This window comes from Streptococcus constellatus (assembly GCF_902167705.1).
GTDB classification, from domain to species: domain Bacteria; phylum Bacillota; class Bacilli; order Lactobacillales; family Streptococcaceae; genus Streptococcus; species Streptococcus constellatus_A.
In genome coordinates this window covers 34,854-47,953 of record NZ_CABHMZ010000037.1, presented here as the reverse complement: position 1 = coordinate 47,953, position 13,100 = coordinate 34,854, and the positions used below count along the sequence as shown (strand labels likewise).

Below are 13,100 nucleotides of genomic sequence, written 5' to 3'. Positions count from 1 at the left end.
TCATTTCAATTCTTTTGCTATTGCAGCAATAACATTGACTGTCACGCTATTTCCTGCTTGCTTGTATAGTTGACTATTACTATTCACCTCTTGCGCCTTATCAAACGCAAAATCTGGAAAACCTTGTAATCTCCAACACTCACGAGGAGTCAGTTTCCGAATGCGATAGCCATCGGTTATTCCAAAACTTCCAGCTCGAACAGTGCTACCTCCCCCACTTGATGTTAATGTTCCAACCTCATCTTTTGTGATTTTGTTGTAAAAGTCTACAACTTTGACCAAGTTATTCTCTTGATAGCTATTGCTGGTAAGAGTAGGTGCTATGCTGTGCTGAGCACCTTTATTAAATCCCCTTGCCTTTTGAATAATCTTTGGCTCTTGCCCTCCTCCTTGCATGGTTGAAAGAGTTGGCGCGAGACCTCTGGGATTGTACACTCTCGAGTTTTGGTCGTGATTACCTGGCAATTTCCCTGCAACCACAATCCCGTGCCTGTCTTGACCGGTTAAGGTAAACATAGGCTCTCCGTCCTCTTTAAATCTGCGACCATTTTGTCGTTTGTCAATGCGATTAGGAGTTAAGACTGGTATCGCCACTTTCAAAGGGTCTTTTTGAGTGGTTGTACTACATAGCGTCGGGGCGAGTGAATCTGTTGAGACAACATCGCCGCTTTGCGATTTGCCTTTTTTGCGAATATTTCCTACTTTTTTGATTTTTGGTTGTTTGCAATCAGTCGTTTTGTCATTTCCGCCGAGAGGAAATATTGCTCTGGTACTTCTTCCTCTAAGATGTCCGATAATAAACACACGCTCCCGATTTTGGGGGACTCCAAAGTTTTTGCTGTTAAGCACTTGCCATTCAGCGTCATACCCCAATTCATCCAAGGCTGAGAGGATGGTCTCGAATGTATCCCCCCTATCATGATTGAGGAGTCCTTTGACATTCTCAAGGAATAGCAAGCGAGGTCTGAGAATAGATGCGAACCGTGCGATTTCAAAAAACAAAGTTCCTCTAGTATCTTCGAATCCTTTTCGTTTTCCCGCAATGCTGAAAGCCTGGCACGGAAATCCTCCGCAGATAACGTCAACGTGTCCAATTCCTCGAACAGTGTCGTCTGATACTGCTGTGATGTCATGTAATTCAATTTCTCCTTTCGTATCGTGAATAGCTTTATAGCTTTCTCTTGCAAATTTGTCTATTTCACAAAAACCTACGCATTCATGTCCTGCTGATTCCATTCCAAGACGAAAGCCGCCGATACCCGCAAATAAATCTAAAAATTTCATTCCTTTATTTTCAAAAAAACAGCGACTACCATTTTGTGAATTTGGCTAAACACGGGCAGTCGCTCCATTCGTCCAAACGGTCACAAGACCGATTGACACATTTTCTAGTTCGCTTTTAGCGTGGTTCACGGCACGTTGTTTTCTATTTTGACTTTTCCGCCTCTTTGTAAATAATCAATGCAGATGCATGCCAATATTCGGCGCTGACCCCACTATCAGCAACTGCTGAGACATTTGATTGAAACTTGATGTCAATCAGTTCAATGTCTGGTTTTTCAGCGAACCAGCTATTTATTTGGTCGTCAATCGCTTTCTCGTGCGGATAGTCACTCGATAAAAAAACTGTTTTAATCATCTTTCTTTCTCCTAAAACGGCAATAATTCAACGCAAACCCAATCATCAGTAACTTCCCAAATCTTATAAACATAAGCATTAAGTAGATCACTTTCCGAGTGGAAACCTGTTTTATTTCTTACGTCTTCGTTCCAGCAAAGAAATTGAGTTTCCAAATCAGGCCAACCGGACCTCTCGAATAGCGCAATGCACTCCTGCTTATTTTGGTGTATCGCAAATATGATTCCGTTTGGACGGTCTGTGTTATGGGTTATCAGTATATCTTTTACTTGCTTCCGCATTAAAATTCTCCAATCAAGTCGTTCAGGCTAACAACTGCGTCCAATTTCTTTTGGCTTCGGCAATAGTCGCACCGTCCGCATTTTGCAGGTTTGACTTCGCCTTGGATAACTTGCCAGATGTGTACAATGTTTTCTCTGATTTTTGCAAGGCCTTCTTCGAGCCACTCTTCATCAATCTTCAAAATATCTTTATCAGGTACAGCTTCTTTGCTAACTGCCACAATTAGAGGTCTAAATTCTTGCCCCGTCATCTGTTTGAGCAATTCTCTATACAGTCCTAGCTGCCCGTGATACCCAAAGTTCAAAATGTTATTTACTGCGGTTGGGACACGTTTTCTTAAATCTGCATTCCATTCTTCCGTATAGATCGATTTCATAGTTTTCAAATCCACGAAATAGCCTCTTGACAAATTGACGCTATCAAGCTTACCTTTGACTGGCACGCCTTCAATCTCGCCATAGACAATCATTTCTTTTTCGACTTTATCACTTGGATAGCCGTGATATAAGCGATTGAAGCCGTCATCATCTTTCAAACTCTCAATCATTTTGTCGCCGATAATAAAGTCTGACTTTAATTTCCCTTTGTTCTTGCCAGTTTTCGCAAGGAGTTTGTCACCATTTTCTGCCATAAACTTTTCATGAGCTTCCGAACTTTCAAAATAGCTGTGTACATAATTTCCGAGTAGAAGAGGGGTGTCGTCCCGTTCTTCTACCCAAATACCATTATCAACTGCGTAAGCCTTCGCTTGACATTGCTTGTAGCGCTTATAACGCGAGTAAGACAAGCGACTAGTATCTTGATAATAATTTTCTTGCGTTAGCTCAATCATCACATCAAATCCTCAAGTTCCTTAAACAATTCACCTTGCTCACCGCCCAAGATTTCACCCGTTTCTTCGTCGACTTTTGGTGTGGTTGTTTCTGTTTTGGAAACAGCCACTTTATTTTGTGATTCTTCGACTACTGGATTCTCTTGATTCTCAACACTTTCCGCTTTGGAAACGGTTGGATTACCAAGAACGTCATCAAGACTTTCGGTTTCTTGCGGGGTAACGTCGATTGGTGCTGCCTTTTCGTTTTCGGTTTCGTTATCTGCGACAATCGCTTGTTCCATTTCGATTGACAGTGGGCCATACTTACTAATGATTTGTTTAAGCAGCGTTTTCTGCGCCATTGCATCAAAATCTGATTTCCAAGGTCCATTATTAAAGGATTTTGAGAAACGTTTGCCGTGAGCATACGCTTGCTCTTTCGTCCAATAAGTGACTTTTTCAAAACCGTTTAGCAGTTTAAAAGCTGCAAAGTAGCCGATAACTTCGTCTTGCGGTTGCGTAAAGTCAATTTCTAACTCTTCAAAAAGTGGATTGTATGAGATGAATTGTGCTTTATAGACAACGCCCGAATTGATACTCTTATACTTGCCGCTTCGTTGTGCAAGCTGAATAAGTCCTTTGTAGCCGAGCTGAAACTGTGCTTCTCGTCCATAAGGCACGATATACGCTTGCCCTAAACTTGGTTCGATTGGCAAATTTAAGACTGCTGCCTTCATTGCTGCGGTCATGATAGATTCATTGCTTGCTTTTACTAGCAGATTATTATTCGTAACAACTGATAGCAAGCTAGCCACGAACTCGTTCTCTTTGCCTTTTAGCACCTCTTGAAATTTTGCTTTTACGGCGGGTGCGTTAAAAAAATCTTTGTGTGATACATTCGCTAAATTATTTGCCATTTTATCTTCCTTTCGTTTTGACACGTTCTACAGTCGTTTTCAGACTTTGTTTTGTTTAAGGGTATAATTATACCTGCGATATGTTTTGATTCGTCAGAAATAACATCTTGCTTTATTTCGAGACCTTAAAACGCATTTTAGCACGTTCAGATAGTGCCTGTTTTTGCTCTGCCGAAATTTTTCGTTTCGGTTTGGCAAACGGGCTAACATCTGCTTCAAGCATTTTAGCTTGAATGTAAATTCGATTACCTCTTTCATCAAATTCTTCAGCTAAAATTTCATAAAGCTCAATACGCTTTTCAATCTTAGTAATATGTCTGCGTACATTTGTTTCAAAATGCCAACAATTGTCCAGTTCATCGTAGCGGATAACCGTCTCGCGTTCTTCTGGTAGATATGCCATTGTTGTTTCCTCTTTCTGTATCAATCAGAATACATTGTTCCGCAGTATCCCGCTTCTTCTAGAGCTATCTTTTGGAAGTGGTATAGCATGTCGTCAATGCTCATTTTTCTAACCATTTTTTCAGTTAGGTGCTCGTCATCAATTTCTGCTCTCATTTCCTCTCTGAGCTCTTGTTTCCATTTCTTGAAATAAAGACGTTTTTTCATTTTCTCCTCTTTGTCTTTCTTAAATTCCAAATCTCACGTTTCAGCCGTTTGTTTTCCTGACTGAGTGATATAATCTTGTCTTGTTGCTCGTTGACGATTTCGCCCATCTCACGACCAAGATGTAAATAGTCAGCGCGCCAATTATCAATCTCTGCTTGTAAGTCTTTGTTCATCTGCTCACCTAATCTACAAAGCTAGCGTGGCAATGCGGGCAGCTAGTGTGCCAACCTTTGCTTTTGTCGTTTGGATTATAGCCTGCAGTCTGTGTGTATGGATTCTGCTTATAGATGTCGTTGTGGCACCGAAAGCAAATTCCGTCTATCGGTTCAAACATGTTTTCTTTTTCCTTGCTGTTTTATTTTGTGAAAAATCTATTCACGATTATTTCGAGCGGTTTATTCAGAATCCGCGCGCACATTTGGAATGGATTAAATTGCCGTTCCGGGTCTTTATCGCAGATTGCTGCGAATTTCTGATATTGTTCTAGCGTTAGCTGCATATTAAACTTCTCTGCGAACCAGTCCTTAAAACAGTCGTATAATTCCATGTTTTCAGCAACTGGGATTTTTTCTTTTTGCTCGTGTTCCGAGTGCTCGTTTGACCATGCAGGAACATTCCCGTTTTGGTCTTGCTTTTTACGATTGCGGTTGGCTTCGTGTAACTGTATCGCTTCTAAAGTCTTGATACCATTGTCAGCACATCTTTTCATAATGCTGTTGAAATACTTTAAGGTTCTAGCATTGTTCAGTACGCATTCATTAAGGGCATATTCCAAGACTTCTATTTCAAATTTATCTACGGTTAGCCAATCTGTTATTTGCTGAATCTCAATAGGTGATAACAATCTACCGAAATTTTGTTCGAATCGTTTTATTAGGTCTGATAATTCCAATTTTACCTCCCCTATAATATAAATATAATCGACGTAGCCACCACCGGCTTTGTCATTCAGTATTTTTTTATTTTAGTATTTTTTCCGTCCGTACTTTGTATAGTCAGTACTTTGTATATCGCAAGTTCTTCATTCGATGAAAATTCATTCGATGAAAATTCATTCGATGAAAAATTATGTTATGAATTTATGTTTCGCTTGATAGCAATTCATCTTTTACTTGCTTGTCAAAAGCGGATTTTGTTTGCGGGTTCATTTTTTTATCACTTGCAAACTTAAACCACTTGAACTTTTTATAACCCATAGAACAACGTGTGCGGTAGATATATCCCGCTTCTATCAGCTCTTTAAATGCCGTTTTTGTACGGTTGGGAGGACTACTAGAATTCTTTATCAGCTCGTCCAAATAAATGTTCCAATCATCAGGCTTGCTTAAAATATAGAGCAACAATCCACGCGCTTCCCACGATAATTCCTTGTCCTGAATAAAATCGTTATTTATTGCTGTGTATTTATCGTACGGATTTCTGAAATATCTTCTGCATTATCTACGTACCTCCCTCTAATACTGCCAACCCGGACTTTTCTTCCGAGCCTCTGCTAATTTGCGCGCTCGTTCTCTGCGGTCGTGCTCGATTGCACAGACTACATACATAGCTTCAAGTTCTATGCGTTCATCTTCTCGCGCCTGTTGCTCTAATTTCTTGCGTTCTTTGCGCCAATCTAAATGATTGACAAATGCGCCGATGAAAAAGAATAGCGCAAGCATGAAGACTGCTCCTAAAATTTCATTCATTTTCAAGTTCCTCTAACATTGCTATCCTCCCGGGAAATTATCCTTACCTGTTATTTTTTTATGCTGATACTCGTAGTACATCTGATTAAACTTGTTAATCATCACATCCTGCCTTTGGTTAACGTGCTTCTGCTCGTCTGTCACACGCTCTAGCTCTGTTTGCAGGTCTTTGATTTGGGCTTGCTGTTTCCCGTAACCTGCTATCATTCCAACGATAAGCAAAAACATGATAAAACTTACAAACACAAGCCATAGCTGCGTATTTGCTAGGCCGCGTTTTTGGACAGTATGCAGCGCTTCTAGATTCTCAACTCTATCTTTTAGGGTCATGCGTTGCCCTCCATCAGTTCCGGATTTTCGTAGATGTTGCCTATAACTCTTCCTATCCACCAATCAGAAAGTGCATCGTCAAAGTCTTTACCATAAACACGCCACATTGTCCTGTCAGGGTCATATACAACTTTTCCAGATTCCGAATCATATTTTAAAATATCTCCCTCGAAAATTTCCACGCTGTTTTTATCTTTTAGCCCTGTTGATTGCACGAGGATGACCTCGTCTTTGCTAACAGTCATCTCTGTATAATGTTCAACGTCTCCAATCCTGCAAATATCAACACTTCGCAGGTCATAATCAATAACCGTCACTTCGCACATCCATTTCGAAATTGGCAACCACGCCCTAAATTTTGGATTCATTTTGCACCTCCTGCACTTTCCACCCTAAAACGTCAGCAACTTTCTGTGCTTCATCTTTGCTGTCGAACTTTTTGACATAATTCATAGTACCCGACATTTCGTCGGCGAGTATAACGATTTCTACGTTTTCTTGGCATTCTTTAAAATAAAGGTGGTTTCCGTCTGTTACTACGTACCGATTCTCCTGCTTCACATCATAGCCATCCAGCCATGCTCGAGCGGCCCTGTCATAGGCATTTAGCTCATTTACTAGCCATGTGTTGTACTCTTCGTTCGAGTACTTTTCTGTAAAGATATCGATGATAGGGGCGCCTTTGTCTTTGTATTCCTCGATGATATCCGCCACAAATTGCGGAATGACTACTTTGTTTGACTTTTCGGCTTCTACCGCCCCATCAAACTTGCCTTGTTCGTAACCCTCACGCCATTTTGCATGGCTAAAATCTAACTCAAACTCATCCATGATATTTTTTAGCCAAACTTCTCTATCATGTTCTGGCAATCCGCGCAGTCGTGCTAGTACGTTCCGCAGGCAGAGCGGCGCTTCTTCTTTATTGATAGGTTCAAGATGTCGTTCTGCCGCCGTAACGAATTCATCTGCCGTTTTAACTTCATAGAGACACTTAATTTCAGCACAAAAATTTATGCTTGTAATTACCCCCTTTAAATACACTTCATCGCCTAATTTGTATTTCATTTGGCTTCTCCTTTTTTAAATATCGTCACTTTATCGCCCTCAACCTTCATCGCGCCTTTTGGCACGACCGAAAACGTCACGCCATCCCATTCTCGTGTCAAATTGGCTAATTCCAGCTTAACTTCTTCCACTGGCCGCTTAGCAAGTTTGTTTTTGTATTTTGTTCCCAATCTGTAATGGTCGCGCTCCCAGTTCATAATGAGGCGTCTCTGTTCGTAGTTTTGCATCGGTTATCCTCCTATGCTTTCTATCAGCCATTCAAGATTCTTTTTGGCTTTCTTTAAGTCTTCAACTCCGTTTTTCTTTTGGAATCGTAGGACGTATTTAATCATATTACCCCAGTAAAAACCTTGTTCGGCATTTAAACCACCCGCAAAGTTCCGCACTACGTCAATTGCTTCGAGACCGTGCGCGCCTTGATAGTGGCTGGGTTTGTTTATGTTGTCTGTTTGCATTTTTGCTTTTCCTTTTTTATTGACCTTGTCCAGAAGTCTTTATATTTGATTTTTAAGCCATTCTTTAATGGCACGTTTTGACCAGCGCTTGGCTGGAAGTTCTTTTGGAAAACCGTCAAGATAACGATAGTTATCTCTAAAGGTATCTGCGCTAATGCCCAAAAAACGACACGTCTCTTCTTGGTTCATTAGTTCTCGGAATCCGTCATTATGTAATTCAACAGCTAATAATCGGTTGAATACATCCGTGACTAAGTCCTTTATCCATTTAACGATGGACGCTTCTATTTCGCCCATTGAACTTCATTCCTTTCTTTGCTATAATCTAATTAGTTATTATTTGTGAGCGACTATTTCTGTAGTCGCTTTTTTTGCTGTATTACTCTCTTTTTATATTGCGTTTAAACCGCAATATCTGGTAAAAAAATAATATCGTCAACAGATATTCCGAAAACACTTGCAATCTGATACGCCCTAGAAACACTCGGTTCTGTGTCGCCTCGTTCCCAATGCCCCCAAGTATCAACAGACACACCTAACGCTTTTGCAGCATCACTTTGACGCCAATTTTTAGATGCTCTCAATGTTTTTAAGGTCATTTTCTGCATTTTACCACCCCCTCTTTTTTATTGGCTTATTGCCTAGGCTCAATTACATTATACTGCGGTTTTACCGCAATGTCAAGACTTTTTTGCGTTTTTTACGCATTTTTTTATTTTTTTTCTTTACTTTTTTGCGTTTTTAGCGTAATATATATAATGTAAGGAGGTGGTTATATGAACTCACAAAATAAAGAAATTTTTGCAAATAATCTAGCTTATTATATGAATAAAAAAGATATTGATAGGAATACTCTTTGCTCCGATTTAGGTTTAAAATACACTACAGTTAGAGATTGGCTAAAGGGAATTACTTATCCTAGAATTGGCAAAATAGAACTGCTTGCAAATTATTTTGGAGTACAAAAGTCAGATTTAATAGAAAATAAAGAAACGCTTTCTGTTTCAAACGCCTCTAGAATAATCAAAGATATTAATGATAAACTTATAAAATTAGAAAAACCTCGCCAAGAGAAGGTCCTGAATTTTACGCAAGGGCAACTAGCTGAGCAGGAACAGGAAGGATATATTCCTAAAGCCATTTCTATACATAAAGAAATACAAGAACCGGATATTGAATATAAAGTATATGAGAAATTATCAGCTGGAGACGGTTACGAGTATTTAGAAGATAGAAATTATGATGTGGTTTATTTTAATAAAGACATCCCTCACGATTTTGCAAGCTGGGTCTATGGTGATTCAATGGAGCCTAAATTCCTTAATGGTTCTGTTGCTCTTATCAAAGAAACTGGATGGGACTATGATGGTGCTGTCTACGCTGTTGATTGGGACGGACAAAGCTACATCAAGAAAGTCTACAAAGAAAAAGACGGTCTAAGACTCGTCTCGTTAAATGATAAATACGATGACAAGTTTGCTAAGTGGGAAGAAGAACCACGAATTATTGGAAAGGTAATTGGCAATTTCATGCCAATGGAAAAATAAATAACGTTTTAGTAGGGAATATGAAATGCAGGATTTTATTATTTCTTTAACCCTTTTGCTTTTCGGGGTTTCGTTAGTCTTTTTTATATTAAGCTTTTTTAAAAAATTCAATTCTTTTAAATGGCCAAGCATTTTAAGTATGTTCATTACTTCCATATTGTTTTTTGTACTAATAGCTAATTATACATACGAAGCGAGAACATCAGATTCTTCTTTGCAAACCAGCGAAAACTCTTCTGCTGAAGAATCTGACATTTCATCTTCTGAAGAATCTTCTACTTCAGAGACTAGTTATAGTTCGTCTAGCGAACAAGCATTCAATCCTAATGACTATGAAGTTCCTGATTTTGGTGCGTGGAATCACGATCAACTTGAACAAAGCAAAAAAGTGCAAATCACCGGGAAAGTGTTGCAAAATATGAAACGTGATAGTTCTTATTATCTTCGTGTAGCAATAGATGATGATTACGACAAAGTTGTAATGATTGAGATTAGTAGCTATATGTATAAAGATGTTATTGCAGAAAATGATAATGTAACATTTTATGGCTTGGCGAAAGGGCTGACATCATATGAAAGTACACTCGGAAAAGAAATAACTTTGCCGTTGATGTATGCCCATCGTTACACCGTAAACAGCTACGGCAAATAAAAAAACCCACACTCAAACTTAGCCGGCGCGAGTGTGGGGTATGCCATACGAAAACAACTCCTGATTGTGGAGCGTTTTCTTGTACTCTATTATAACATATAAAGGAGGTGGTGCCAACATCCTTTCGAAAAGACCTTGTCCAGAAGTCGCTTTTTTAAGAAAGGAGTATATAAAATGAAATACATAAAAAGCAAATATCCAAATATCTATACTTACGAAACAAACAAAGGGAAACGCTATTACATCAGGCGCTCTTTTGTGTTTCAGGGTAAAAAGAAAGAAATTACCAAAAGCGGAATGAAAACCATATCCGAAGCACGCGCAGAGCTTGCTAAGATTGAAAAGAGTATTGATGAACAGACTATTGCTATCAATCCTAATATTACCGTTGAAGAATATTGGAAAAAATTCTACGAAAAAAGAGTAGAAAGTGGTAGATGGACACCTAATACCGAAGTTTATTATAAAAGTACGTTTAAACTCCACGTACTCCCATTCTGGGGCAAGACAAAATTGAAAAATTTATCTCGCAATGAATATGAGAAACATATTGCTAGTTTGCTAAAAGTTAGACCTAAAGCAAGTGTGAGAATTATTCATTCCTGTTTTATGACAATGCTTAATGACGCAGTTATGAACGGCAACATCTTAGCTAACAGACTAAACGGGATATATATCGGAGATAGTTTGATTGCAAAGAAAAACAAAAGAATTACATTAGATCAGTTTCAAATTTGGCTACAGGAAGCTGCAAAAACAATGGATAAAACCTTCTTCTGTCTAACCTACTTGGCAATCTTTGGTTTACGACGAGGGGAAATTTTCGGGTTAAGGCATTGCGATGTCAGCATAAACGTCAACGGACGCGCCGTTCTACACTTGCAAGACAGCCGTGGCAATCATACCCAAAGCGGTCGACACGGTCTCAAAACAAAAAGCTCTGAACGTTGGGTAACACTTGATGATACGGGTACAGAATTACTCCTGCATTTAATGACCAATGCAGAAAATATTAAAAAGAAACTCAATATTATTAAAGAAGTCGAATGGGACTATATAAGCATTGACCAAAAAGGGAAACTTATTAACCCTAATAAACTTAATAAAGAGTTTGAGAAAGTCAATAGTGTAGTGGGCTTCCGCATTTCTCCGCATATGCTACGGCATTTCTTCACAACTCAAAGCATTATCGCAGGCGTGCCTATGGAAGCTCTTAGTCAGTCTTTAGGACATACAAAGATGTACATGACAGATAAATACAATCAGATTCACGATGAGCTTTCAGCTCAAGTCTCAGACGCTTTTATCGCTCAAGTTTCACCCCGCAACTCCCCGACCAACCTACACATTTTATAGTCTTTTACCGTTTTTCAAGGAACAAAAAAAAGAATATATCACCTGTCAAAGAGCGATATATTCAGACCGTCAACGATATAATTATATCATATTTTTTCATAAAGCAAAAATTTCTTTCTTTGAGAACTGGTATGGTCTTGATTCTACTCTGTAACAGTTATTTTTACGATCATATTTAATGTCGCCTAGACCTTTTTCTGAATAATAAAGTCTGAGTTTATCAATATCTCTTTGGAATGTTTTAGAATCAATTCCAAACTCTAGTAATATCTTCGATTTATTTAATAATCCGCCTTTACTAAGTCGGTCATGAAGTTCTATTAATCTGAATGAGAATAACACTATAACTAATCCTTAATCTATAAATTTCAATAGTAGTGATTTTTGCTATGCTTTTATTATATCAGAAACATAGGGACATAATTTGGGATTTTTCTCAATTTTGTAAGGTTATTTTGTTAGAAATATTTTATTTAGTTGAGCAATAAAACATTTTTTGCAAATATAAAAGAACACCCTACCTATTCAAACCCCAGCCTGAATAAATAGAACGCCCTCATTTAAATAAAATTACCAAAATTCGCGGACAAAATCATTTTCTAAGCGTTCATTATAAAACAATTCTGACAATGATTTGTCATCAAAAAATACGTAGCAAATTTTTTAAATCATAAGCCAATTCGAGAGTGTCCAACTCTTCACGCGCCACCCACCTAACTTCACCTTCTTCTGATGAGCGAAGATGTCCTGAAAATTCATTTGTGCGATAAAGAAAGACCAGATAACGAATGCCTTCTGCCGTGTACCAATGTTTCATACCAACCAGTCTAGGATGATGGATTGTTAGTCCCGTTTCTTCATAAATTTCACGCACGACTGCTTGGTGGAGGCTCTCTTTTTCTTCTATATGTCCGCCAGGTAAAGCTGCTCCTGACCAAGAATACATCTTGGGGTCGCGAATCTGCATGACAATGCGATTCTGATCATCTTCAATCAGACACATATTGGTTAAAATCACTTGAGACTTACGAGCCATATTTCTCTCCTCTATATTTTGCAGAGACAACCCCCGTGGTACTATCACAATCACGGGGGCTCATCTTACTTATTTTTAATTATGCCGTTTTTTCGACTTTTAGGATTTTTACATCATAACTGCCCACAGGTGTTTCAACTGTAGCTGTATCGCCTGTTTTCTTGCCAATTAGAGCTTGTCCAATAGGACTTTCATTCGAAACTTTTCCAGCAAAGGCATCTGCTCCTGCTGCACCTACAATCATATAGACTTCTTCGTCCGTTTCACCAACTTCTTGAATTGTAACGGTCTTACCGATAGCAACTTCATCTTGCGCTACCGCATCGCTATTTACAATTTCAGCATAACGAATCTTGGTTTCCAGACTTGATATTTGTCCTTCAACAAATGCCTGCTCATCTTTGGCTGCTTCATACTCACTATTTTCTGATAAGTCTCCATAAGAGCGAGCAATTTTAATACGTTCTACCACTTCTGGACGACGAACTAATTTTAGTTCTTCTAATTCTTTTTCAAGTTTTTCCTTTTCTTCAAGGGTCATAGGATAAGTTTTTTCTGCCATTATTTTTTCTTCTTTCTATTTTTAAAATAAAGAGGGAGTGGGACAGAACTCATCTTGAAAATTTTAGTTCCTAGTCTCACCCCCGCAGGGTTGCTCAACAGTCTGGGAGACTGTTGAGCAACCAGCTACTGCGTTCTTGGTTTATTAT

At 38.8% G+C, this 13,100-nt stretch carries 21 protein-coding genes and 1 pseudogene; 3 read left to right on the top strand and 19 right to left on the bottom strand.

Features of this window, described 5'->3' with window-relative positions; translation table 11 throughout:
• The 17 genes from FQ204_RS10345 to FQ204_RS10260 form a co-directional block, all read right to left on the bottom strand.
• On the bottom strand, window positions 1-1,284 hold the full coding sequence (locus FQ204_RS10345) for a DNA cytosine methyltransferase (protein ID WP_144211227.1): 1,284 nt from the start codon (window positions 1,282-1,284) through the stop codon (window positions 1-3).
• A gap of 142 nt (window positions 1,285-1,426) precedes the next feature.
• The gene (locus tag FQ204_RS10340) at window positions 1,427-1,639 is read right to left on the bottom strand and encodes a sporulation protein Cse60 (protein WP_144211225.1); all 213 of its coding nucleotides are present in this window, start codon (window positions 1,637-1,639) and stop codon (window positions 1,427-1,429) included.
• A 280-nt stretch (window positions 1,640-1,919) separates the two neighbouring features.
• A complete protein-coding gene (locus tag FQ204_RS10330; RefSeq protein ID WP_144211221.1) occupies window positions 1,920-2,753 on the bottom strand; it encodes a PD-(D/E)XK nuclease-like domain-containing protein in 834 nt (277 codons plus the stop codon).
• The gene (locus tag FQ204_RS10325; protein WP_313905169.1) at window positions 2,753-3,676 is read right to left on the bottom strand and encodes a recombinase RecT; all 924 of its coding nucleotides are present in this window, start codon (window positions 3,674-3,676) and stop codon (window positions 2,753-2,755) included. The genes FQ204_RS10330 and FQ204_RS10325 overlap by 1 nt, the downstream gene beginning before the upstream one ends.
• 88 nt (window positions 3,677-3,764) lie before the next feature.
• Window positions 3,765-4,055 carry a hypothetical protein gene (locus FQ204_RS10320; RefSeq protein WP_144211217.1) on the bottom strand — a complete coding sequence of 97 codons (291 nt, stop codon included), beginning with the start codon at window positions 4,053-4,055 and terminating at the stop codon, window positions 3,765-3,767.
• 20 nt (window positions 4,056-4,075) lie between these two features.
• A complete protein-coding gene (locus FQ204_RS10315) occupies window positions 4,076-4,261 on the bottom strand; it encodes a hypothetical protein (RefSeq protein ID WP_144211215.1) in 186 nt (61 codons plus the stop codon).
• Window positions 4,258-4,434 (bottom strand): 2-hydroxyacyl-CoA dehydratase, encoded by a 177-nt coding sequence (locus FQ204_RS10310; protein WP_144211213.1) that lies wholly within the window; start codon window positions 4,432-4,434, stop codon window positions 4,258-4,260. Before FQ204_RS10310 ends, FQ204_RS10315 begins: the two co-directional genes overlap by 4 nt.
• 182 nt (window positions 4,435-4,616) lie before the next feature.
• Window positions 4,617-5,153: a DnaD domain-containing protein gene (locus FQ204_RS10305; RefSeq protein ID WP_186286715.1), complete on the bottom strand. Its 537-nt coding sequence runs from the start codon at window positions 5,151-5,153 to the stop codon at window positions 4,617-4,619.
• A gap of 187 nt (window positions 5,154-5,340) precedes the next feature.
• A complete protein-coding gene (locus FQ204_RS10300; RefSeq protein WP_144211210.1) occupies window positions 5,341-5,601 on the bottom strand; it encodes a transcriptional regulator in 261 nt (86 codons plus the stop codon).
• 114 nt (window positions 5,602-5,715) lie between these two features.
• Entirely contained in the window at window positions 5,716-5,949 is a 234-nt protein-coding gene (locus tag FQ204_RS10295; RefSeq protein ID WP_144211208.1) for a hypothetical protein, read from the bottom strand.
• Between the two features lie 21 nt (window positions 5,950-5,970).
• A complete protein-coding gene (locus tag FQ204_RS10290; RefSeq protein WP_144211206.1) occupies window positions 5,971-6,279 on the bottom strand; it encodes an AC76 family protein in 309 nt (102 codons plus the stop codon).
• Window positions 6,276-6,647, bottom strand: coding sequence for a YopX family protein (locus FQ204_RS10285; protein ID WP_144211204.1), 372 nt, complete (start codon window positions 6,645-6,647; stop codon window positions 6,276-6,278). Before FQ204_RS10285 ends, FQ204_RS10290 begins: the two co-directional genes overlap by 4 nt.
• Complete coding sequence (locus FQ204_RS10280) at window positions 6,631-7,344, bottom strand: DUF1642 domain-containing protein (RefSeq protein ID WP_144211202.1); 714 nt, start codon at window positions 7,342-7,344, stop codon at window positions 6,631-6,633. The genes FQ204_RS10285 and FQ204_RS10280 overlap by 17 nt, the downstream gene beginning before the upstream one ends.
• A complete protein-coding gene (locus tag FQ204_RS10275) occupies window positions 7,341-7,571 on the bottom strand; it encodes a hypothetical protein (RefSeq protein WP_144211200.1) in 231 nt (76 codons plus the stop codon). Before FQ204_RS10275 ends, FQ204_RS10280 begins: the two co-directional genes overlap by 4 nt.
• A gap of 3 nt (window positions 7,572-7,574) precedes the next feature.
• On the bottom strand, window positions 7,575-7,799 hold the full coding sequence (locus tag FQ204_RS10270) for a DUF3310 domain-containing protein (RefSeq protein WP_144211197.1): 225 nt from the start codon (window positions 7,797-7,799) through the stop codon (window positions 7,575-7,577).
• A 39-nt stretch (window positions 7,800-7,838) separates the two neighbouring features.
• Window positions 7,839-8,096, bottom strand: coding sequence for a hypothetical protein (locus FQ204_RS10265; protein ID WP_070836156.1), 258 nt, complete (start codon window positions 8,094-8,096; stop codon window positions 7,839-7,841).
• Between the two features lie 104 nt (window positions 8,097-8,200).
• Window positions 8,201-8,407 (bottom strand): helix-turn-helix transcriptional regulator, encoded by a 207-nt coding sequence (locus FQ204_RS10260; RefSeq protein ID WP_024052792.1) that lies wholly within the window; start codon window positions 8,405-8,407, stop codon window positions 8,201-8,203.
• A 168-nt stretch (window positions 8,408-8,575) separates the two neighbouring features.
• On the opposite strand from FQ204_RS10260, the gene FQ204_RS10255 reads away from it, so the two are divergent.
• The 3 genes from FQ204_RS10255 (at window position 8,576) to FQ204_RS10245 (ending at window position 11,354) form a co-directional block, all read left to right on the top strand.
• Window positions 8,576-9,346 carry a S24 family peptidase gene (locus FQ204_RS10255; protein ID WP_144211195.1) on the top strand — a complete coding sequence of 257 codons (771 nt, stop codon included), beginning with the start codon at window positions 8,576-8,578 and terminating at the stop codon, window positions 9,344-9,346.
• A 25-nt stretch (window positions 9,347-9,371) separates the two neighbouring features.
• The gene (locus FQ204_RS10250; protein WP_144211194.1) at window positions 9,372-9,998 is read left to right on the top strand and encodes a hypothetical protein; all 627 of its coding nucleotides are present in this window, start codon (window positions 9,372-9,374) and stop codon (window positions 9,996-9,998) included.
• 174 nt (window positions 9,999-10,172) lie between these two features.
• Window positions 10,173-11,354, top strand: a complete 1,182-nt coding sequence (locus tag FQ204_RS10245; protein WP_144211192.1) for a site-specific integrase — start codon at window positions 10,173-10,175, stop codon at window positions 11,352-11,354.
• Between the two features lie 570 nt (window positions 11,355-11,924).
• Here FQ204_RS10245 and FQ204_RS10240 read toward each other — a convergent pair.
• A pseudogene (locus tag FQ204_RS10240) lies at window positions 11,925-12,390 on the bottom strand (8-oxo-dGTP diphosphatase).
• A gap of 79 nt (window positions 12,391-12,469) precedes the next feature.
• Window positions 12,470-12,952 (bottom strand): transcription elongation factor GreA, encoded by a 483-nt coding sequence (gene greA / locus FQ204_RS10235; RefSeq protein WP_003029952.1) that lies wholly within the window; start codon window positions 12,950-12,952, stop codon window positions 12,470-12,472.
• Between the last annotated feature and the right edge of the window lie 148 nt (window positions 12,953-13,100).